Genomic DNA, 20,191 nt, shown 5'->3' on the forward strand with positions numbered 1-20,191 from the left:
CGGTGCCATGCCTTCCGCTACGGAAGCGGCGCCGACGGCAGGTCGGCCGGGACGAGCAGTTGGAGTTCCTCCGTGGACGGGTTCGCGAGGTGGGCGATCCGCACCGCGTGCCGCTCGACCATGGTCTCGAAGACCTGCCGCGCGGTGCGCCCGTTGCCGAAGTTGGGCCCACGCTCCAGCCCGCCGAAGTGTTCCAGCAGTGCCTTCTCCGTCTCCTCGGAGAGCGCGTACTCGTGCTCGGCGCACTGCGCCCGGGCGATCTCCAGGAGCTCGTCCGCCGTGTAGTCGGGGAAGCCGATGGTGCGTGAGAAACGGGACGAGACACCGGGGTTGGCGGAGAGGAAGCGCTCCATCTCGGCGGTGTAGCCCGCCACGATGACGACCACCTCGTCCCGGTGGTCCTCCATCAGCTTGACCAGGGTGTCGATCGCCTCGCGCCCGAAGTCGCGCGCCCCGTCCTCGGGCGCGAGCGCGTACGCCTCGTCGATGAAGAGCACCCCGCCGCGTGCCCGGTCGAAGGCGGCCGCGGTGCGGATCGCGGTGGAGCCGATGTGCTCGCCGACCAGGTCCACCCGGGCCACCTCGACCAGGTGCCCGCGCTGGAGCACGCCGAGCGAGGCGAGGATCTCGCCGTAGAGCCGGGCGACGGTGGTCTTGCCGGTGCCCGGTGCCCCGGTGAAGACCAGGTGTCGGCGCAGCGAGGGCGCCTTGAGCCCGGCCTGGCGGCGGCGCCGGCCGACCGAGATCAGGTCGATCAGCGTGCGCACCTCCTGCTTCACCGTGGCCAGTCCGACCAGGGAGTCCAGCTCGGCGAGCGCTTCCTCGGCCGGACGGCAGTCCGGGATCGGTGCGATCGCCGCCGAGCCGGTTGCCGCGGGCGCTGCCAACACCGCGGCTGCCGCCGTCAGTTGGGCCGCCCGTGGCGCCGGTACGTCGGGGGATCCGAAGGGTGCCCCCAGCCCCGGGCCGCGCCCGGACGCCGGCCCGGACCCGAGTCCGGGCCCCGGTCCTAGCCCCGCCCCGCCACCGGGGGCGGCGGGAGCGGCCGGCATCGGAGCGGCCGCGACGTCGTCCGAGATGCAGCCCTCGGTGACCGGCCCAGGCTCGGAGAACTCGAACCCGGCCCGTTGGTTGTGCTCCGCCCGGCACCGGGTGAGCTGGGTCCGGCAGCCGTCGATGATGTGGAAGCCGAAGCCCTTGCCCTGGGAGACCCGGCAGTCCTCGAAGGTGCCCCGCCCCTGCGCCGAGACGTACACCGCGGCGTCCGTGCTGGCCCGTACGGTGCAGTCGCGGAGCACCGGGTCGGCGCCCTTGGTGACGATCACGCCGGTGGCCACGTCGGAGATCTCGCAGTCGGTGAGCAGTCCGCCGCTGCCGTGGTCGCGGAACCAGAGCCCGGTGCCCGCCTCCTGCACCCGGCAGGAGGCCAGGGAGACGGTGGCCCCGCCGCTGACCGAGACCGCAGAACTGCGGATCCGGCTGAACGAGCAGCCCTCGGCGGTGGCGGCGGAGTCCCGGTCGAGGACGAACAGGGCGTCCGGCAGGTCGTGCAGCGAGCAGTCGGTGAGGGTCAGCCGGGCGCCGTCGCTGACCCACAGCGCCGGGTACTCGCCGGTCGAGCCGTGGATCTGGCAGGACTCGGCGACGGCCTCGGTGCCCTGGTCCCAGACCGACAGGGCCCCGCGCCCGAAGTCCCGGACGGTGCTGTTGGCGAGGCTCAGCCGGGCGCGTCCGCGCAGGTCGGCGCCGTTCTCCGGCAGGTCGTGCACGCGGCAGCCGGTGAGCACCAGCTCGGCCTCGCCGTCCAGGGTCAGACCGTTGCCGGTGACCCGGTGGATCTCGCAGTCGATCAGCCGCCCGCCGGCCTGCGCCTCGGCCTGCACGCCGCTGCCGCGGATCTCGTAGATCTCGCAGCCGGTCAGCTCGGCCGCGCTGCCGGGGTCGGAGAGCAGGACCCCGGCGCCGGAGGCGTGGTGGACACGGCAGCGGTCCAGGACCGCTGTGGCGCCGCCGAGGACGGCCAGTCCGGCCTGGCCGGCGGCGGCGACCTCGCAGTCCTCGAAGGCGGCGGCGGTGTCCGCGCCGCGCAGCCGCAGCCCGAGCCCGCCCGGGTTGGTGACCATGCAGCCGCGCAGGGTCGGCCGGGCGCCGCCGGTGACCTCGATCCCGGTGGCCGAGCGGGTCTCGATCCGGCAGCCGCTGAAGGCGGGCTGCGCCTCCGGCCCGGTGACCAGGACGGCCGGGGTGGAGCTGTCGCCGCCCTCGACCACCAGGTCGCGCACGGTCGCGGCGGCGGTCACGGTGAGCGCCACCCCGGAGGGCGGGTCGATCCGGACCGTCCCCGGGCCCTGGGCCGGGACGATCGTCACGGGCTTGTCCAGGACGACGTTCTCCCGGAAGGTGCCCGGACGGACGGTCACGGTGTCGCCCGGTTCGGCGGCGGCCAGGGCCTCCGCGAGCGTGTCGTACTCGCCCGCGCGGCGACGCCAGCGGGATGCGCTGTCCTGGGTGACCCGGACCCTGTGCTCAGCCATGACGGTCTTCGTCCCCACCTTCGTCGAGCCGGCGATCAACGGGCCGAAACGCGCGGGGGTGCGCGGGCCGCCCGCCCACCGTAGCGCGCCCACGTGGGTGGTCCGGCCGCCCGCGGTCGCGCGGACACCGGTAGCGTTCAGCGCCGCCACAGGTTCCGACCACTTGTTTCAACGAGCGCGCACAGCGGTGGTTCCGTCCGGGACGCGCCGGTTCCGGAACGCGGGGCGCGCCCGGCGCCGGTCGGCGGACGCACCGCGCCGCCGACCAGGCCGGGAAGTCGGCGCGGGACAGCTTCGGTCGGCTCCGCTCAGCGCGGGTCAGCTCCGCTCAGCGCGGGTCAGCGCTGATCAACGCGGGTCGGCTCAGCTCCGCTCGGCGCGGGGCCAGCTCCGGTCAGCTCCGCTCAGCGCTCGTCGGCCGGCCAGTGCGCCCCGGCCTCCAGCACCTCGACCTCGTCGCCCAGCCGCAGCGTGCCGAGCTCGTCGCCCTCGACGCCGGCCGCCCGCTCGGGGATCAGGTTCTGTCCGAACGAGGCCTTGCGCAGCAGCCGGTGGTGCCGGGCCAGGGTGCGCAGCGGTTCCTTACCGCGCCGCTCGCCGGTCTCCTGGTCGGTGGTGGTGACCACGCAGCGGCCGCAGGGCTTGACCACCTTGAAGGTGACCGTGCCGATCCGGATCCGGCTCCAGGTGTCCTCGGCCCACGGTTCGGCGCCGCCGACCACCACGTTCGGGCGGAAGCGTTCCATCGGCAGGATCTCGTGGCCGTCCGGGTTCTCCGCGGTGATCAGCTCGTTGAGCCGGTCCAGCGAGGCGGTGGTGGTGAGCAGCAGCGGGAATCCGTCGGCCATCGAGACGCTGTCGCCGGGCTCGCCGTACTCCGGGTCGACGGGCCGGGCGCGGGGGTCGTCCAGGTGCACGAGGCGGTAGTCGCCGAGGTGCTCGGCGATCCACTTGCGCGTCTCCGTGTCGGCCTCGGCCTCGGCCTCGGCGGCGCGGAAGCGGGTGCCCCAGACCTCGACGTCGGCGAGCGGGTCGCCGGCCGCGGCGGTGGGGGCGGCGACCTCGATCCGGGAGCCGTCGGGGGCGGTCAGCGCGAGGGCGCCTTCGGGCAGCAGTCCCGCGCGGATCTGCCCGAGGGCCGGGTTCTCGCGCTGGCTGACGAACCGTCCGGTCGCGTCGGCGAGCATCCAGCGGCGGTCTCCGGCCAGGCCCCAGGGGTGGACCACGGCGGTGTCCGGGCTCAGGCGGTACATCGACTTGACGGGGTAGACGTGGAGTCCGGTGAGCTGCATCCCCCCATCCTGCCAGTCGGTTCCGGCCGGCCGGGAAGGACCCCGTACGCGCACGGACCGCCCGGACGCCGTGGGGGCGTTCCGGGCGGTCCGTGGATGACCCGTTTCTCCGTTCGCCCGGCGCGCGGGGCGCCGGGTGGTGCTCAGGTGGTGCGGGTGTGGGCCGTGTGGGGGACGGCCTCGGGGAGGTGGTTCAGTAGCCCTGGCCCTGCGGCTGGTAGCCGCCCTGGAACTGCCCGGGCTCGCCGTACGGGCCCGGGCGCTGCGGCTGCATCGGGCGGGCCGGCGCGACCGGCGCCATGGCGGGGCGCAGCTGGGCACCGCCGAAGGACTGGTCGCCGCCCTGGCCCTGGACGCCGGGGCCCGCGGCGCTCGGCCCGCCGAAGGACTGCTGGCCGCCGAAGCCCTGCGGACCGGCGGGCTGGCCCTGGGCGAAACCGCCCTGGCCGCCGGCCGGCTGCGCGCCGAAGGTCTGCGGGCCGCCCTGGGCGCCGATGAAGGTGTTCTGGCCGCCGAAGCTCTGGCCGCCGGTCGGCTGGTAGCCGCCGCCGGTGGCCTGGGCGAAGGCCGGTGCGCTGGGCTGCGGTCGCTGGTACGGCTGGGGGGCGCCGTAGCCGGGGACCGGCGGCTGGGGGGCGGCGTACGCCGGCGCGGGCTGCGCGGGGATGTACGCGGTGGCGGGGCCGGCGGAGGGACCGCTGCTCGGGCCGGGGCCCAGGGCGAGGCGGGCGGGCGGCAGCGCGGGGAGGTTGCTGCCGGCACTCTCGTACCCGTTGCCGTACCGGTTCTCGTGGGACTGGCCGAGGCCGGATCCGTAACCGGACGACAGCGCCGGTGGCAGGGCGGCCGGCACGTTGATGGGTGCGATCTGGGGGACGCCGCGCTCAGCCACGAGGCTGTCGTAGATCGGCGTGCCGGAGGAGAAGGACGGAGAGGGGTAGCCGACTCCGTCGTAGGAGCGGGGCGAGGTCATGGGCCATACGGTAAGCCCACAACGAGCCTGCTGAGGAGAGCGGGAGGGGGAGCAGTTCGAGTGTTTACACAGTCTTCGCTCGCACAAAGGTTTCGAAAGTAGTAAAGACGGACATTCCGGCGTCTGGTTCCGGACAACCTTGGCGCCCCGTCAGTGGTCGAACAGTGGCCGGACGGAGTCTCCGGAAGTCCTTGTGGTGACCGGCCGGTAGACGGTCGGGAGCCCTGCGGAGAAACTTTTTCCGGACGGGCGTGCGCGGGCGCATTCGAGCCCCCGCCATCGGGACGGCGGGGGCTCGTGAATGTTTCGGGAATAAAGTCCCCGTCAGTTTTCCGGGTGTTCGCTCACCGGCCCGCGACCTGCGCTCTCAGCCCGGTGCCGGCCCGATTCGCGCTGGTCAGTGCGACTGCAGCGCCTGGGCCTGTGCGGGCAGGCCCGGCTTGCCGACCTCGGAGGTGCAGAAGGAGCACCGGGTCGCGGCGGCCGGGATCGAGCTCAGGCACTCCGGACAGTCCACCTTCGCGGCCGGCGCGGGCTTGGCCGATTCGAAGCGGGACTGGAGCTTGCCGACCGGCAGCACCACGGCGAAGTAGATGACGGCCGCGGTCAGCACGAAGCCGATGACCGCGTTGACGAAGACGCCGTACGGGAACCGGGTGCCGGCCACCTCGAAGGTCTTCTGGGTGAAGTCGCCGACGGCGCCGGACGCGACGCCGACCAGCGGGGTGAGGAAGGCGCTGACGAACCCGGTGACGACGGCGGTGAAGGCCGCGCCGATCACGATGCCGACCGCGAGGTCCACCACGTTTCCGCGCAGCAGGAAGCTGCGGAATCCCTTGAACACCGGGTGACTCCAAATCCGTACGAGGAAGGGGGAGATGGGGCGGCACGGCGGGTGCCGCCCCCGGCCGGACATCCTGCCGAGCCGCCCGGGTCGAGGTCCAACCGCGTTCACCCGAACCGGGTAACCGGCGCAGGGCCCGACGCCGACCGGCCGGGCTGGGCGGGGGCGCTCCGCGTACCGGCCTTTCGGCGGTCGAACGCCCGGCCCAACCTCCCGGCGCCACAGGGCATTTGACAGGGGCATGCGCGGATCGGGGGTGGCGCCGACCCGGCGCGACGGGGTGAACCGGAGCGCGGCAGGGGGCGAGACGGGGCGCACAGCGGTCGCATCCGGCGCACGACGGCGGCCCTGTGGCGCACATCGGGTGTACAAGTGCGGGCGGATGGGCCACCATCAGGTTGCGCGAAGGGGATGTACCGGACGGAGCACTGTGCCAAGGTCGGTCCATGCCCGACCATTTGTCGGCCGATCCGGCCGGAAACCGTCCGCGTGTCCTGCATCTGATCAGCGACTCACGCCGTGGCGGCGCACAGAACTTCGCCCGTGACCTCCACCGGGAACTGAGCCGTCGGGGGCAGTCCTCCGCACTGTGCGCCCTCGCCCCGCATCCGGCCGTCCACTGCGGCCCCGCCGGGTCGGGGCGGGACTCCGCCGGCCCGGGCCCCGACTTCGCCGGCCCGGGTCCTGACTCCGGAGGCCCGAGTCCTGACTCCGCTGCTCAGGGCCCCGATTCCGCAGGCCAGGGCCCCGACTCCGGGTCCCGGTCCTCCGGTTCCGCGGGCCAGTCCTCCGGCTCCGCGGGCCGCTCCTCCGCCGACTGCGCCGCCGCCGGACTGCGCTCCGCGGCCGTGCTAGGCCCCGGCCGGCTGCACCCGAGCACCCTGCGGGCGCTGCGCGCCGCCTCGCGCGCCGCCGACGTGGTGCTCGCCCACGGCTCGGACACCCTGGCCGCCTGCGCCCTCGCCCTGGCCGGGACCCGTACGCCCTTCGTCTACGTCTCGGTCGGCCACCCGCGCTACTGGACCGCCAACCGGTTGCGCCGGGTGCGCGGCGGCGCGCTGATGCACCGCGCGGCCGCCGTCACCACCCTCACCGACGAGGCGCGCGTCGTTCTGGAGGAACAGTTCCGGCTGCCCGACGGCAAGGTCCACGTGATCCCCAACTCCCGTGCCGCCGAGAGCTATCCGCCCGCCGACGGCCGGGACGACCGGCGCGCCGCGCGGCACGCGCTGGGCCTGCCGGCCGACGTGCTGCTGGTCGCCTGGATCGGGGCGATATCCCCCGAGAAGCGGCTCGACCTCGCCCTCGACGTGCTCGACCGGCTGCCCGACGTCCGGCTCGCCGTCGCCGGCGACGGACCGCTGCGCGAGACGCTGGCCCGCCACCCGGCCGCCGCCCGTGCCCACTTCCTCGGCCCGCTGCCCGACCCGGCCCCGCTCTACCGGGCCGCCGACGCGCTGCTGCTGACCAGCGACAGCGAGGGCGTGCCCGGTGCGCTGATCGAGGCGGCACTGGCCGGGGTGCCCGCCGTGGCCACGGACGTCGGCTGGGTGCGCGAGGTGGTCCGCGACGGTGCGACCGGTGCGGTGGTCGCCCCCGGGGACCCGCTCGCCCTCGCCGAGGCGCTGGGCAAGGTGCTGGCGGTCAACCGGGCGGGCCTGGGTGCGGCGGCCCGGGCGCACGCACTGGAGCACTTCGAGCTGGGTGCCGTCGTGGACGCCTGGCAGCAGCTGGTCGCCGAGGTGTGGACGGCGGGCGCGGAGGCGGCCCGCTGACCCCGCTGACTCCGTTGGCCCTGTCGGGTGGTCCGCCCCGTCAACGGGCAAGGCCCGGGGTGCGCCGTTCGGGCGAATCCGGCCCTGCCTGCGCCGCAGCAACCGGCCGGTAGCGAACCGTCACCAGCACACTGCCCGATGTGAAATCGAAGTCGCTGCTGCGGTCCACCGTCCTGCTCGCCGTCGCCGTCGGGATTGCCGCGTCCCCCGTCCAGGCCGGCGCGATGACCCACCAACACCCTGCCGAGGGCGCCAAGTTCGTCAAACTCGACCACCCTCGGCCGGTGCGCGAGAGCGCCCGGACCGAAGCGATCGAATTCTTCTGGTACGACTGCAGCCACTCCCAGGCGCTCGAACAGCCTTTGCAGGCCTGGGCGGAGAAGCACCGCGCCGATGTCGCGCTGCGCCAGGTCCCGGCCATCTGGCCCGGCAGCCAGGACGAGGCCGCGCAACGCGGCCACGCCCGGCTCTACTACACGCTCGATCGGCTCGGCCTGGTCGGCCGCCTCCAGGGCAGCGCGTTCCGGGCCGTGCACGACGAACACCTCGACCTCACCGCCGAGTCCACCGCCACCGCTTGGGCCGTGCGCAACGGCGTCGACGCCCAGGCGTTCGGTCGCGCCTACCGCTCCACCGCGGTGAGCCAGTCGGTCAAGGAAGCCGCCGCCGCCTTCACCCGCTACGGAGTCAACGAGCTGCCGACGGTCATCGTCCAGGGCGAGTACCGCACCTCACCGACCCAGGCCGGCGGGGTCGAGGCGATGCCCGAGGTGCTCGACCACCTGGTGCAGCAGGAGCATGAGCACCGCCACTGATCCCGCGCTCACGGTCGTCGCGGTGACATCGGATCAACTCGCCCATGGGCCTTGTCCGGCAGGCGATGTGCCGGACAAGCGCCCCTGGTCCGACCGATCGCCCCGCTGATCGACGACTTCCTCGCGCGAAATCCGGAAGCAGCCGATCGCTGGAGGGCCGCTTGAGGGCGGCGGCGATTCGGCTGCTTCAACCGATTCAACCGATTCGGTCGCGTCGGTAGTGTCGGTCGCGTTGACCGCTTCAGCCGCTTCAGTCACGTCGCAGCAGGTACGTGACGAAGCCGAGCGTCCCCCGGTAGCCGTGCAGCCACTCGGTGCGGTGTCGGTCCGCGGCCTCGCGGGCGGTCGCCGCGTCCGGGTGGTCCGGGTGGTCCAGCGCCCACTCGGCCAGCGAGCCCGTCCAGGAGAACTCGTAGTCGTCCCACTCCTGTTCGGTGCTGACGTGACCGAACACCGGCGTCCAGCCGTCCGCGAGGACCTGGTCGGTGGTCGTCGCCAGATCCGCGAAGTCCTCCCGGACCGCGCCCAGCCCGTCCAGCGCCGCCTGCGACGGCTCGCGCTGCCAGAACCCGTCGCCGACCAGCAACCGGCCGCCCGGAGCCAGGAGTTCGCGGGCCGCGGCGAGCGTCGGCAGCAGACCGTCGAACGCGTGGGTGGCGCCGACGCACAGCACCAGGTCGAACGGCTCCCTCGCGGTGAACTCCCGTACGTCCAGGTGGTGCAGGCCGATCCGGCGGACCACGCCGAGCGCGGTCGCCGTCTCCCGGGCCCGGGTCAGCGCCGCCGCGTCCAGGTCCACGCCCACGGCCCGCCAGTTCGGACGGGCGGCCAGCGTCCGGAGCAGCCAGGCACCCTCGCCGCAGCCCAGGTCCAGCGCCCGGCCCTGCTCCGTCCCGGCCGTGGCGCGGTCCAGCAGCCGGGCCACCGACTCGTCCGCCAGCGGGGCCGCGACCGGGTGGCGGGCATGGGCGAGGCGGGAGATCTGCTGACGGTCCATTCGAGCAGTATGGAACGGGGCGGCCCACCGCGCAGGGGGTTTTCAGGGCAGAGGGCTTCCAGGGCAGGGGGTTTCGCACCTGGGACTCCTCAGGCCCGGGAGTACGTCCGGCCCTTCCACTCCGCACCCCGGCCGCGCCAGTGCTGCACCGCCGAGTCCACCGTCATCAGCAGGTACAGCCCCGCGGTGAACGGCAGCAGCAGGACGGCCGCGGCCGGCTGCCCGTAGTACCGGACCATCGGCAGGTACGTGCCCGCCATCAGCGCCCACGCCGCCCCGCCCGCGGCCGCCACCGCCGGCACCCCCGCCACCAGGCCGGCCGCCGTCGCCACCGGCGGCACCAGATAGACCAGCGCCAGCCCCAGCACCGTTCCGAGCAGCAGCAGAGGCGAGTGCCGGAGCTGGGCGTAGGCGCTGCGCGAGACCATCCGCCAGAGCTGCTCCAGCCGCGGATACGGGCGCACGCTGTCCACGTCGTCGGCCAGGCCCAGCCAGGTCCGGCCGCCGGTGGCCTTCACCGCGCGGGCCAGCGACACGTCGTCGATCACCGCGCCCCGGATCGCCGCCACCCCGCCCGCCCGCTCCAGCGCCTCGCGTCGCACCAGCGAGCAGCCGCCGGCCGCGGCCGCCGTCCGGGCACCCGGGCGGTTGCTCCGGCGGAACGGGTACAGCTGGGCGAAGAAGTACACGAAGGCCGGCACGATCAACCGCTCCCAGCCGGTCTCCACCCGCAGCCGGGCCATCTGCGACACCAGGTCCAGCCCGTTGCTCTCGGCGGCGGACACCAGCTCGGCCAGCGAATCCGGGCCGTGCGCGATGTCGGCGTCCGTCAGCAGGAGGTACTCGACGTCCGGGCCGGCCAGCGCCACGCCGTGCCGCAACGCCCACAGCTTGCCGGTCCAGCCCGGCGGCAGCGGGGGAGGGGTGGTGACGGTCAGCTCCAGCCCGTCGATCTTCCGCAGCTCCGCCGCCAGTGCGCCGGTGCCGTCCGAACTGTGGTCGTCCACCAGGATCACCCGGGCCCGCCCCGGGTACTTCTGCGCGAGCAGCGTCGGCAGGCTCACCGGGAGCACCGCGGCCTCGTCCCGGGCCGGTACCACGATCGCCGCCTGCGGCCAGCGGACCGGCGGGCGACGCGGCGGCAGCCGCACGTCGGTGCGCCAGAACGAACCGTGGCAGCACGCCAGCCAGAGCCAGACCAGCAGGGAGAACGCGGCGATCCACAGCAGGACGGTCACCCCGGCAGTCTGCCGCAGAAGCGGGCCCGGCGGGCGCATCGACTAAAGTCTTGACCCGTGAAGATCGCACTGATGGACTCCGGAATCGGCCTGCTGGCCGCCGCCGCCGCCCTTCGGAAGCTGCGCCCGGACGTGGATCTGGTGCTCTCTTCCAACCCGGCCTCGATGCCATGGGGGCCGCGTACGCCGGAGGAGGTCACGGAGCTGGCCCTCGGCTGCTGCCGGGCCGCCGCCGCGCTCGAACCCGACGCGCTGGTGATCGCCTGCAACACCGCCTCCGTGCACGCGCTCGCCACACTGCGGGCCGAGCTCGAGCCCGGGCTCCCGGTGATCGGCACCGTCCCGGCGATCAAGCCCGCCGCCGCGCAGGGCGGCCGGGTCTCCATCTGGGCCACCCCGGCCACCACCGGCAGCGAGTACCAGCGCGGGCTGATCCGCGACTTCGGCGGCTCGGCGGACGTCACCGAGGTCGCCTGCCCGGGGCTCGCGGACGCGGTCGAGCACGGCGACGACGAGGCGATCACCGCCGCCATCGCCGACGCCGCCGCCCGGACTCCGGTCGGGACCGACGTCATCGTGCTCGGCTGCACCCACTACGAACTCGTCGACGAGCGCATCCGCGCCGCCGTCGCCCCGACCGCCTCGCCGGGGCTCACCCTTCTCGGCTCCGCCGACGCCGTGGCCGCCCAGGCCCTGCGCCGCGTCGCCGACCCCACCCGGACGGGCGGCGGCACCCTCACCGTCCTCCATGCCGGCGCCCCCGCCGACCTCCCCGCGGCCGCCGCCCTCTACCCCCAGGGCAACACCCTCGCCACCCTCATCGGCTGACCCCGGGCAGCGGCCGGGCAGCGCGTGAGAAGTCGGCCGGGCCGACTTCTCACGCATGGCATGGTCGTCTCCGCGCGTAGAGCGATGGCGCGTGCAGGTCTCTCCCGTGCGGGCGCGCAGGCTTCCCGACGGCGCGCCCGAGACTCGGCGCGGTCGACATCCCCCGCCCACACCCGAACGCTACCGTCTGCGGCGCGCGTCCTCTCAGTGCACAGGAAGTCGGCACCGCCGACTTCTCACGCGGCGACCGGACCGAATCTGCGCGCGTAGAAATTGCCCTCGAGCCAGCGCGCACGAGAAGTCGATCCGGTCGACGTCCTGTGCCGTGCGGGGGAGCGATAGCTCCGCGTCCCGCCACTCCCAAGGTCTTCCGATCACTCCCGAAGCACAGGAAGTCGACCCGCCCGACTTCTCGCTCCAGGCCCCGTCCGCAGGCCCAGCCCGCCTTGCCCCGCTTCCCGCACTGAGGGGCCAACCGCCTCAGCTCCGGTGCGCATAGCCGCCGCCCGAGAAGTCGACCCGGCCGACTTCCTGCGCGGCGCCGGGGTGGCCGGCGCTCTGCTGCGCAGTCGCTCGAGGTTTTCTGGTTGCTGGCTGGGTTCCTCTCGCTGCGGAGGAAGTCGATCTGGCCGACTTCTCGTGCCGGCTCGGGACTGTTGCGCGCGGGCGGGTGCCGGGACGGCCTCTACGCGCAGAGAGTCGCGTTGCGGGTGAGGGCGGTTGGTGTGGCGTACGCGGGAAGTCGACCCCGTCGACTTCCCGCGCTGTGTTGGGGCACTGCGGCTCCGCGTCCAGCCGCCCGGCGGGCTTGGGACCGCCCAGCTGGGCGGTCCCGGTGTGTAGGAAGTCGACCGGGCCGACTTCCTGTGCGGCGTTGGGGTGGCTGGTCTGCGCTGCCCGGTCGCTGGGGACTGGTAATCGTTGGCCCGGGCGGTCCCGGTGCGTGGGAGGTCGACTTGGCCGACTTCCTGTGCTGTGGGCATGGACGGGGGCGGGGGCGGGGCCGAGTTTCTATGCGCGTAGAGTCGCGTTGCGGGTGGGGGTGCCTGGCGTGGCCGCGCGTGGGGAGTCGGCCTGGCCGACTTCTCGTGGTGAGGGGTGTCTGCCTGTGCGATTGGGCAGTGGAGCCGGCTTTTTGTTTGGGCTCAGGATTTCTGGGGGTGGGTGCGTGAGAAGTCGATCTGGTCGACTTCTCGCGTGGGGATGGTGGTCGCGATTGAAAGTCGGCCTGGCTGATTTTCGGTGCGCGCAGGAAGTCGGCCCGGCCGACTTCCTGCGCGCAGGTGGTGCCTGCCGCCCCCGGCCAGGGCTAGGCGACGGCTTGGCGGCGCCAGCGGCGGTAGGCGGGTTCCAGGCCGGAGAGGATGGTGTCGAAGCGGCGGGTGCTGGTGGTGGAGTCGACCTGGAGGCGGCTGATCTGGAGGGGATGGGAGGGGAGCCGGGGGCCCAGGCGGTGGTCGGAGAGGAAGCCGAGGCGGTAGCCGAGCTCCTGCAGGACGGTTTCAGCACGGACGTCGTGGCCGCCGTCCGGGTAGGCGAAGGCGATGGGTGGTTCGCCGAGCCAGCGCGTGAGGGCCTCGTGGGCGCCGGTGATCTCGGCGCGCACGGTGTCGTCGTCGCAGCGCCCGAGGCACGGGTGCCCCTGGGTGTGGTTGCCGATGGCGACGCCCCCGTCCCGCAGGGCGAGCAGGTCGGCGGGGGTCAGCTGCTCCTGGCGGGGTGGCCGGCGGTCGGCGCTGACCCGCAGCTCGTGCAGGCTGCGCCGGCGGTCCGGGTCCGGCATGGCCTTGAGTCGCCGGAGCAGCTGGGACGGGTGTCCGCAGTCGAGCGAGCGGGCCCGGCCCCCGTGCCGGGCCAGGAAGTCGGCTTCGTGCCACCAGAACGGCCGCTCGGTGCCGATGAGCTCCGAGATGACGAACGCGGTGGCCGGAATGCCCCGGGCGTCGAGGGCCGGCAGGGCGTGGGTGAGCACGCTCCGGTCGGCGTCGTCGAAGGTGACCAGGACGCTCCGCGGCGGCAGCGGCCGCCGCTCGGCCACGGCCTGGAGGACCGCGCCGAGCGAGACGGGTGTGGCGAGCCGCTGGAGGCGGTCGAGCTGGGCGCCGAAGGAGCGGTGGTCGGTCACCCCGTGGTAGGCGAGCACGGCGAGCCGTTGGGCCGCCCGGGCCCGGAACAGCGGCTGGACGGGGGCGAACCGCAGCCATTCGCCCCGAGCGTCCTGCTGTTCCGTGTCGACGGCCGCCCGGTGACGGCCCCCGCCGTCCCGGTGCCCGCTGTCCCGGTGCCCGCCATGCCGTTGCTCACCATGTCGGTGTTCGCCGTGTCGGTGCTCACCATGGCGGTGTTCGCCATGTTGGCGTTCCCCATGTCGGTGTTCGCCGTGAAGATGCCCGCCGTGCAGGCGGTCGGCGGCCGGACGGTCGGCGGGCCGGCCGATGTCGCGCCGGTCCGCGGGCCTGACGACGGGTGGGGGCAGCGCGCGTACGCCGGGTGCCGGCCGGTCGCGGGCCATGGAGGTCGATGTACTGGACTGGGACTGCGGCACGGTTCCCCCTCGTTCGCCGAGCGGCGTGGCGGTACCGCCGGAGGACGGAGCCCGGCCTCCGACTCCAGGGGCGGCGGCTCCGCTCCTGGATATTCCTGTTCTCGGTGGGGGTTCACACCCGCCCTCGAACGGCTCCTGGATCACTCAATGCCATTGAGACCGCTGCACCCGACGGATGGTTGTACCGGGGGGACGAGGATTTTTCGTGGACTGATTGTGGAGCCGGAATGCCCGCGTCGACGTCTCGATCACACTCCGCGGCGAGCCCGCCGAGGCCCTGACCAGCTCCGATCCGCCGGTCGCACAGCGTGTTCGAGCCTTCACTCCCTGCGGGCTGCCGCCCGGGCCGCCCCGGGGTACCTTGGGCTCATGGCAGATGCGGACCGTGACCCCTTCCATCTCCACGGGGCGTCCCGAATGGCTCGCGCGTGCAGCGGCGGAGCCCTGGTCACCCACCAGCTCCCGCTGACCGTGGTGGGCCTGGCCTGCCTGGCGCTCGGCATCGTCGTGGCCGTGTTCGTTCCGGACAGTGACGGACCGGCCTGGGCGATGGCGGTGGCGGGCTGTCTGGCCGCCGGTGTCCTGCTGCTCGGCCGGATCGCCTTCGGCGTGTTCCGCGACCGGCGCCGCGCCGCGCTCTGACGGCTCCGGCCGGCGTGCCGGCCGTACGGCAGGCGGGTTCCGCCCGGGCGTCGCCCCCACCTGATATGTCGATCGCTCTCGGCATTTCGAAACGGCGGATCGAGCGAAATTGGTCAGACCGACTGAATATCGTCCAGTCGGACAAATTCGGCCCTCTTCTTTCACCATTCCCGGACACGGGCTTCATCCCGCCTCTACTGTGAATGCGTTCTTCCGGCTCGACTCGAAGCATCGCGGGAGGGGGAGCGATGGCCAGCAGACCGGATCGTGCCGTGACCACCTCATGAGGCGCGCCGGCGACCTCGCCGTCACCGCCCTGGCCGCGGTCGTCGCACTGCCGCTGGCCCTGCTGATCGCCGTCCTGCTTCGCTGCACCACCGGCGGCCCGGTCCTCCAGCGGCGGACCCGGACCGGCCGGTACGGCCGCGAGTTCCAGATCCTGCGCTTCCGGACCGGCGGGAACGGCCGGCTCACCGCCCTGCTGCGCCGCACCGGCCTGGACGACCTGCCGCGGCTGTGGAACGTGGTGCGCGGCGAGATGGGGGTGGTCGGCCCCCGGCCGGCCGGCCCCGACGAGGTCGTGGGCTGCTCCGGCCGGGAGCGAGGCCGGCTCGCGGTGCGGCCCGGCCTCACCGGCTGGGCCCAGCTGCACGCTCTGAGCCGCTCCCGGACGCTCCGCCCGCTCAGCCGTCCCGAGTGGGCCGAGCTCGACCTCTGGTACGTCGAGCACCGCTCGCTCGGGCTCGACCTGCACATCCTCGGGCTCACCGTGCTCGCCCTGCTGCGGTCCGACGCGGGCCGGGCGCACCGGGTCGGCCCGGACCCGCGCCGATAGGCTGCGGCCCATGGCTATCCCTCCCTTCCTCGCCGAACTCCGCGCCGTCGTGGGCAACCGTCCGCTCTGGCTCAGCGCCGTCGTCGCCGTCGTGCTGGACGACCGCGACCGGGTGCTGCTCGCCCGGCGGGCCGACGACGGCCGGTGGGCGCCGGTCGGCGGCATCCTCGACCCCGGCGAGCAGCCCGCCGACGGCGTGGTGCGCGAGTGCGAGGAGGAGACCGGGGTGGTGGTCGTGCCTGAGCTGCTCGCCTCCGTCACGGTCTCGCCGCAGGTCACGTACCCGAACGGCGATGTGACGCAGTACCTGGTGCTGACCTTCCGGTGCCGCGCGGTCGGCGGTGAGGCGCGGGTGAACGACGATGAGTCGCTCGAGGTCGGCTGGTTCGGGCTGGACGAGCTGCCGCCGATGGTCGAGACCGAGCACGAGCGGCTGCGCCACGCACTGGAGTGCGAGGGCCCGGCGGTCTTCACCTGGGAGGGCAAGGAGCGCCCCTGAGCCCGAGCGGCACGACGGCCACGCCAGCCACGCGGGCCACGCGAGCCACCCCCACCGCACCCACCGGAACCCCGCCCGGGCGAGGTCAGCCCTTGTACTGCCGGTAGGCCTCCTCCGCCGCGTCCAGCACGGCCGCCAGGTCCCCGCCGGCCGTGGCGGTCGCGGTGGCTGCCACCGCGCCCTCGACGAACGGGGCGTTGGCGAACCTGACCGGGAACGGCAGTCCGTGCTCGTCCGCGTCGGCCAGCAGCGCGCGGACGGTGGTGACCGCGCCGCCCAGGTCGGCGAGCACCACCACGCCGTGGCCCTGGTCCACCCGGCGGGTCGCGGCGGCCACCAGGACGGCGCTGATGCCCGGTCCGTCCGACGGGTCGCCGCCGGTCGCCGCGACCGGTGCGGGGGAGTCGGATCCGGTCAACGCGAGCGCGAGGGAGCGTACGGCGGTGGCCAGTTCCTGGCTGTGCGAGACCAGGACGATCCCGACCCGCCCGTGCACGGCGGGCCGGGCGGGGGTCGGCCGGGGCAACGGGGTGGGTGAGGGAGGCGTACGGGGTGCCGGGGGATGGGCCGAGGGGGCGTCGGAGATGGGGATGACGTCGGCGCGGGTGCCGTCCCGGCGGCTCATCGGCTGCTCCCTTGAGCGGATCGGTGGGTGGATCGGTGGATCGGTGGGCGGGCGGGCGGGCGGGCAAGGCGGTCGGGCGGCGCGGCGCGGCGCGGTGGGGCGGCGAGGCGGGGTGGGGCCGCCGATGGCTCCAAGCACTCCCGGACTCCCGGATCCGCCGCCGCCCGGCCGACCCGCCCTGCCGTGCCACCCGCGCCTCCCCGGCTGGAGAAGCCGGAGCGGCCGGAGCGGTCGGCGAAGCCGGCGAGGCGGTCGTGCGGCGCCCTGGCAGCACTCTGGCAGCTGCCCGCCGCCCCCGCCGTCGGGACACGCCTCAACCCGTTCTCCGGCGGTCCGCGTCCCCGCCTGGAGGAGTCCTCGTCAACCCGCTGACCGGGGCCGGGCGGTGTGGCTAGGCTGGCCCAGGAAAGCCGTCGGGAGGAGATCGGTCAGTGGGATCCAGCAGCGGGACGAACACGGAGTCCGGTGTGGCGCAGCCGGAGTTGGCGCCGAACGGGAAGCCCAAGGTGGACTTCACCGGGGCGGAGTGGCTGTGCAGCAGCCAGGGCGTCGGGGACGTGCAGATCGCCTTCGTGGACGGCTACATCGGGATGCGGGACGGCCGCCAGGACGACGGGCCGGTCCTGGTCTTCACGCCGGGCGAGTGGCGGGCCTTCGTGCTCGGCGCCCGGGACGGCGAGTTCGACCTCACCTGAGGCGGCGCGTCGGGCGATTCACCACGGGAGCGGGCCCCCGGTCGACGGGGGTCCGCTCTGCAAGCGATCTTTCGGGTCCGAACATCACAAGTGATGATCTATTGAGCGTGCCCCGTCAGAATTTCTGTTGACTGTTAGACAAACGCAGCTCAGAGTATGAGCACGGGCAGACGCCGTGCCCACCGCCCCCACGCGGCCAGACACGGCGCCTGCTGTGCGGCCCGGCATTACTGCCAGGCCATCCTCCCAGTCATCCCCTGCGCACCGGGGTGCGTCGGCCGGTCCCGGCCCCACGAGGGGCCGGCAGTCGCCGGGAGGCTGGCGCCGAAGCCGAGAGCGACTCGGATGACGGCACCGATGCTCGGGACCCGCACGCCCCCACGCGGCGGCGTCCCGAGCAGATCCACGGGAGCGACGGGCCGGGGCCCCGCGGATCTGGCTTGTGATGCATGGAACTGTTGGCTTGTGTGTTCGTGCTGTGTGCGATGACGAAGATGACGAAGCTGGGTGCTCGGCAGTTCGGCACGACAAGTGCACAGTGAGGGAAACGCGTGTAGGGCCGCGTTGCGACATGCCGTCCCCCCGAAGGGTGAAACCCAGAACGGCTGTCGTGCTGAACCGAACGTAGCCCGGACGGTTGCTCAGAGTCAACATTGGTCTCTGAGCGTCGATCTCCCGCTCGTCCCCCGGCGGCGCCCGACCCACCTCGCGAGCGTGGTCTGCCGGACACGTACGATGTTCCCATGTCTTTTCTCCGCCGTCGCTCCGGACAGCCCGCCGGCCCGGACTTCGACGTGCTCGCGATGGACCCGGGTGACTGGCCCGGTGACTTCGGTGCGGCCATGATGACCGGCCCGGACGGCTCCTGCCAGGGGATTTTCCTGCGCTACGACCTGTTCGGCGGCAGAGGCCCGGCGATGTTCATCGGCAACCTCCCCGAGGGTTCGCCCGCCCGGGAGACCGGCGACGACGTGCCCTTCGAGGTGCGGCAGCTGCTCGCGGCGCTGGAGAACGACGAGCCGGTCGAGTTCGTCTCGGCCGAGGACTTCCCGGTGATGCTCGGGGACGACCTGCTGATCGTGAAGAAGGTCAAGGTCAGCGAGGAACGCGTGTTCTGCGCCCAGTTCGGCCGCAGCGACGGCGTCCTGGTCACCATCGCCTCCTGGGACCGACCGATTTCGGACGACCTGTATCAGCTGCTGAAGCCGCTGCCGGCGGACATGTTCCAGCAGGGCTGATCCCGACGGGGCCGACCGGCTCCATCCGGGGGACCGACTCTGCTTGACGGTATCGATCAACGGTTCGTACAGTCGCGAACATGCCGTGCCGTCTTCCGCTGCTGACCCGTCGCAGGCATCTGGACCTGCGACGCACCGCCAGCGCGGCGTGTCCGGGCCGCTGAGGGGGCTTCGTCCCCCGGCGGAGGGCGGTCGACCGGGTGTCCGGTCGGCGCCGACACCAGGGGGCGGGCCTTGAGCCGACCTTCGGAGCCGCCAATCGGTACCGCGCGCCCGTACGGCGTGCCGCCCGCATACGCCGAGCCCACGCTGCCGCCCGGAGGCACCGCATCATGACGACCCGCGCCGCCAACCGTTCGACCGTCGATCGTGCGTCCGAGAGCGCTTCCGGTGGGCGCCGTTCCCGGACCGCCCCGGCGGCGGCGGATTCCGACCGGTCCGATTCCGGCCATCTCGAATCCACCGGTTCCACGCCCGCCGGTTCCACCGCGGCCGCGCCTGCCGCCTCCGCCGGTTCCGCCGGTTCCACCGCCTCCGCCGCCTCTTCCGGCCCGGTGCGCACCGGTTCCGCGGACCCCGCGCCCGACCGCACCGGGATCGAGGCCGCCCTCGCCGGGCTGCCCCGGGTGGTCGACCTGCTGGCCGCCCGCGCCGAGGAGCACGACCGCGACGCGACCTTCCCCTACCAGGGGATCGAGGCCGTCCACGAGGCCGGGCTGCTCACCCTCACCGTCGCGGCGCGGTACGGCGGTCCGGGCGGAACGCTCGCCGACATCGTGCGGGTGCTGTCCCAACTCGGCCGCGGGGACGCCTCGGTGGCCGTGGTCACCGCCTTCACCCTGCTCCGGCACGCCGAGCAGGCCCGCCGCGCCGACTGGCCGACGGCCGGCTACCGGCGGCTGCTCACCGAGTCCCGGCGCGGCCCGGCGCTGGTCAACACCCTGCGCGCGGAGCCCGGTACCGTCGCGGGCGAGCTGCCCGCCACGGTCGCCCGACGGGACGGCGACGGCTGGCTGTTGACGGGTCGGAAGACGTACTGCACCGGCGCCGAGGCGCTCGCGTGGATGGCGGTCACCGCGCGGACCGACGAGGAGGAGCCGAGGGTCGGCACCTTCCTGGTCCGCGGCGAGAGCGAGGGTCTGGAGATCGATCCGACCTGGGACCAGCTCGGCCTGCGGGCCAGTGCCAGCCACGACGTCGTGCTGGACGGGGTCCGGGTGCCGGCCGACCTCGCGCTCGGCCTGACCGGCGGCCGCCGGGCGGCCCGTCAGGATGCCGACGCCGAGGCCGAACTCGCCCTGGCCTGGCACGACCTGGCGCTGTCCGCGGTGGCGATCGGCGTCGCCCGGGCCGCCGAGGCCTGGCTGATCCGCTTCCTCAACCAGCGCACCCCGGCCAATCTGACCGAGCCGCTCGGCACCCTGCCCCGCTACCGGACCGCCCTCGGCGAGATCGAGGCCCAGCTGATCGGTGCCGAGGAACTGGTCGAGGGCCTGGCCTCCCGGGTGGACCGGGGTGAGGCGGAGGCGGTCGCCCGGACCGGGCCGGCCCACCTGCTGGCCACCCGGGCCGCGACGGCGGTGGTCCAGCAGGCCGTCGCCCTCACCGGCAACCCCGGCCTGAGCCGCCGGCACCCGCTGGAGCGCTATCTGAGGGACGTGCTCAGCAGCCGGGTGCACCTGGCCGCTGACGAGACCGTCCTGGAGGCCGCGGGCCTGGCCGCCCTGGAACGGGGTTCCCGGACGTAGGGCCCGTCCTGTCGGGCGGCGCTCCCGGGGCACGGCCCGACGATGAGCGACCCCCGACGCCGCGGCAC

18 protein-coding genes are annotated in these 20,191 nt (G+C 73.9%); 10 read left to right on the top strand and 8 right to left on the bottom strand.

The window, feature by feature from the left end:
- Positions 1-17 precede the first annotated feature (17 nt).
- The 4 genes from ACFWP2_RS36010 to mscL all read right to left on the bottom strand — a co-directional run bounded on the left by ACFWP2_RS36010 (position 18) and on the right by mscL (position 5,643).
- Entirely contained in the window at positions 18-2,534 is a 2,517-nt protein-coding gene (locus ACFWP2_RS36010) for a right-handed parallel beta-helix repeat-containing protein (RefSeq protein WP_380459638.1), read from the bottom strand.
- 404 nt (positions 2,535-2,938) lie between these two features.
- Positions 2,939-3,826, bottom strand: coding sequence for an MOSC domain-containing protein (locus ACFWP2_RS36015; protein ID WP_380459640.1), 888 nt, complete (start codon positions 3,824-3,826; stop codon positions 2,939-2,941).
- A 193-nt stretch (positions 3,827-4,019) separates the two neighbouring features.
- The gene (locus ACFWP2_RS36020) at positions 4,020-4,799 is read right to left on the bottom strand and encodes a DUF6643 family protein (RefSeq protein WP_380459642.1); all 780 of its coding nucleotides are present in this window, start codon (positions 4,797-4,799) and stop codon (positions 4,020-4,022) included.
- Positions 4,800-5,196: 397 nt separating this feature from the next.
- The gene (gene mscL, locus ACFWP2_RS36025) at positions 5,197-5,643 is read right to left on the bottom strand and encodes a large conductance mechanosensitive channel protein MscL (RefSeq protein ID WP_380459644.1); all 447 of its coding nucleotides are present in this window, start codon (positions 5,641-5,643) and stop codon (positions 5,197-5,199) included.
- Positions 5,644-6,089: 446 nt separating this feature from the next.
- On the opposite strand from mscL, the gene ACFWP2_RS36030 reads away from it, so the two are divergent.
- Both ACFWP2_RS36030 and ACFWP2_RS36035 read left to right on the top strand, forming a co-directional pair.
- Positions 6,090-7,418, top strand: a complete 1,329-nt coding sequence (locus ACFWP2_RS36030; RefSeq protein WP_380459646.1) for a glycosyltransferase family 4 protein — start codon at positions 6,090-6,092, stop codon at positions 7,416-7,418.
- Positions 7,419-7,558: 140 nt separating this feature from the next.
- Positions 7,559-8,233: a thiol:disulfide interchange protein DsbA/DsbL gene (locus ACFWP2_RS36035; protein WP_380459648.1), complete on the top strand. Its 675-nt coding sequence runs from the start codon at positions 7,559-7,561 to the stop codon at positions 8,231-8,233.
- A 250-nt stretch (positions 8,234-8,483) separates the two neighbouring features.
- Here the strand turns inward: ACFWP2_RS36035 and ACFWP2_RS36040 are convergent, their stop codons facing one another.
- Together ACFWP2_RS36040 and ACFWP2_RS36045 are read right to left on the bottom strand one after the other, a co-directional pair.
- Positions 8,484-9,230, bottom strand: a complete 747-nt coding sequence (locus ACFWP2_RS36040) for an SAM-dependent methyltransferase (RefSeq protein WP_380459650.1) — start codon at positions 9,228-9,230, stop codon at positions 8,484-8,486.
- Positions 9,231-9,319: 89 nt separating this feature from the next.
- Complete coding sequence (locus ACFWP2_RS36045) at positions 9,320-10,507, bottom strand: glycosyltransferase (protein ID WP_380459652.1); 1,188 nt, start codon at positions 10,505-10,507, stop codon at positions 9,320-9,322.
- Between the two features lie 18 nt (positions 10,508-10,525).
- Here ACFWP2_RS36045 and ACFWP2_RS36050 point away from each other — a divergent pair, with 18 nt between their 5' ends.
- Entirely contained in the window at positions 10,526-11,296 is a 771-nt protein-coding gene (locus tag ACFWP2_RS36050) for a glutamate racemase (protein WP_380459654.1), read from the top strand.
- 1,309 nt (positions 11,297-12,605) lie between these two features.
- Here the strand turns inward: ACFWP2_RS36050 and ACFWP2_RS36055 are convergent.
- Positions 12,606-13,439, bottom strand: coding sequence for a polysaccharide deacetylase family protein (locus ACFWP2_RS36055; protein WP_380459656.1), 834 nt, complete (start codon positions 13,437-13,439; stop codon positions 12,606-12,608).
- Between the two features lie 819 nt (positions 13,440-14,258).
- Here ACFWP2_RS36055 and ACFWP2_RS36060 point away from each other — a divergent pair.
- From ACFWP2_RS36060 to ACFWP2_RS36070, 3 genes are all read left to right on the top strand, one after another.
- Positions 14,259-14,483: a hypothetical protein gene (locus ACFWP2_RS36060; RefSeq protein ID WP_360352468.1), complete on the top strand. Its 225-nt coding sequence runs from the start codon at positions 14,259-14,261 to the stop codon at positions 14,481-14,483.
- A gap of 283 nt (positions 14,484-14,766) precedes the next feature.
- On the top strand, positions 14,767-15,318 hold the full coding sequence (locus tag ACFWP2_RS36065; protein WP_380459659.1) for a sugar transferase: 552 nt from the start codon (positions 14,767-14,769) through the stop codon (positions 15,316-15,318).
- A gap of 10 nt (positions 15,319-15,328) precedes the next feature.
- The gene (locus ACFWP2_RS36070; protein WP_380459661.1) at positions 15,329-15,817 is read left to right on the top strand and encodes an NUDIX domain-containing protein; all 489 of its coding nucleotides are present in this window, start codon (positions 15,329-15,331) and stop codon (positions 15,815-15,817) included.
- An 85-nt stretch (positions 15,818-15,902) separates the two neighbouring features.
- Here ACFWP2_RS36070 and ACFWP2_RS36075 read toward each other — a convergent pair whose 3' ends face one another.
- Positions 15,903-16,442, bottom strand: coding sequence for a PTS-dependent dihydroxyacetone kinase phosphotransferase subunit DhaM (locus ACFWP2_RS36075; RefSeq protein ID WP_380459663.1), 540 nt, complete (start codon positions 16,440-16,442; stop codon positions 15,903-15,905).
- A gap of 431 nt (positions 16,443-16,873) precedes the next feature.
- On the opposite strand from ACFWP2_RS36075, the gene ACFWP2_RS36080 reads away from it, so the two are divergent.
- The 4 genes from ACFWP2_RS36080 to ACFWP2_RS36095 all read left to right on the top strand — a co-directional run bounded on the left by ACFWP2_RS36080 (position 16,874) and on the right by ACFWP2_RS36095 (position 20,123).
- The gene (locus tag ACFWP2_RS36080; RefSeq protein ID WP_380459665.1) at positions 16,874-17,137 is read left to right on the top strand and encodes a DUF397 domain-containing protein; all 264 of its coding nucleotides are present in this window, start codon (positions 16,874-16,876) and stop codon (positions 17,135-17,137) included.
- Between the two features lie 743 nt (positions 17,138-17,880).
- The gene (locus ACFWP2_RS36085) at positions 17,881-18,375 is read left to right on the top strand and encodes a hypothetical protein (protein ID WP_030058989.1); all 495 of its coding nucleotides are present in this window, start codon (positions 17,881-17,883) and stop codon (positions 18,373-18,375) included.
- Positions 18,376-18,455: 80 nt separating this feature from the next.
- Positions 18,456-18,539 (top strand): putative leader peptide, encoded by an 84-nt coding sequence (locus ACFWP2_RS36090; RefSeq protein WP_350526312.1) that lies wholly within the window; start codon positions 18,456-18,458, stop codon positions 18,537-18,539.
- Positions 18,540-18,929: 390 nt separating this feature from the next.
- Positions 18,930-20,123: an acyl-CoA dehydrogenase family protein gene (locus ACFWP2_RS36095; RefSeq protein ID WP_380459667.1), complete on the top strand. Its 1,194-nt coding sequence runs from the start codon at positions 18,930-18,932 to the stop codon at positions 20,121-20,123.
- The last annotated feature ends 68 nt before the right edge of the window (positions 20,124-20,191 follow it).

The organism is Kitasatospora sp. NPDC058444 (assembly GCF_042721415.1).
In the GTDB taxonomy this organism is placed as follows: Bacteria; Actinomycetota; Actinomycetes; order Streptomycetales; family Streptomycetaceae; genus Kitasatospora.

What these genes read in the sequence shown, in the direction of transcription:
- ACFWP2_RS36010 (WP_380459638.1), bottom strand. Translation starts at nt 2,534, where the DNA reads ATGGCTGAGCACAGGGTCCGGGTCACCCAGGACAGCGCATCCCGCTGG.
- ACFWP2_RS36015 (WP_380459640.1), bottom strand. Translation starts at nt 3,826, where the DNA reads ATGCAGCTCACCGGACTCCACGTCTACCCCGTCAAGTCGATGTACCGC.
- ACFWP2_RS36020 (WP_380459642.1), bottom strand. Translation starts at nt 4,799, where the DNA reads ATGACCTCGCCCCGCTCCTACGACGGAGTCGGCTACCCCTCTCCGTCC.
- ACFWP2_RS36030 (WP_380459646.1), top strand. Translation starts at nt 6,090, where the DNA reads ATGCCCGACCATTTGTCGGCCGATCCGGCCGGAAACCGTCCGCGTGTC.
- ACFWP2_RS36040 (WP_380459650.1), bottom strand. Translation starts at nt 9,230, where the DNA reads ATGGACCGTCAGCAGATCTCCCGCCTCGCCCATGCCCGCCACCCGGTC.
- ACFWP2_RS36045 (WP_380459652.1), bottom strand. Translation starts at nt 10,507, where the DNA reads ATGCGCCCGCCGGGCCCGCTTCTGCGGCAGACTGCCGGGGTGACCGTC.
- ACFWP2_RS36060 (WP_360352468.1), top strand. Translation starts at nt 14,259, where the DNA reads ATGGCTCGCGCGTGCAGCGGCGGAGCCCTGGTCACCCACCAGCTCCCG.
- ACFWP2_RS36065 (WP_380459659.1), top strand. Translation starts at nt 14,767, where the DNA reads ATGAGGCGCGCCGGCGACCTCGCCGTCACCGCCCTGGCCGCGGTCGTC.
- ACFWP2_RS36070 (WP_380459661.1), top strand. Translation starts at nt 15,329, where the DNA reads ATGGCTATCCCTCCCTTCCTCGCCGAACTCCGCGCCGTCGTGGGCAAC.
- ACFWP2_RS36075 (WP_380459663.1), bottom strand. Translation starts at nt 16,442, where the DNA reads ATGAGCCGCCGGGACGGCACCCGCGCCGACGTCATCCCCATCTCCGAC.
- ACFWP2_RS36085 (WP_030058989.1), top strand. Translation starts at nt 17,881, where the DNA reads ATGTCTTTTCTCCGCCGTCGCTCCGGACAGCCCGCCGGCCCGGACTTC.
- ACFWP2_RS36090 (WP_350526312.1), top strand. Translation starts at nt 18,456, where the DNA reads ATGCCGTGCCGTCTTCCGCTGCTGACCCGTCGCAGGCATCTGGACCTG.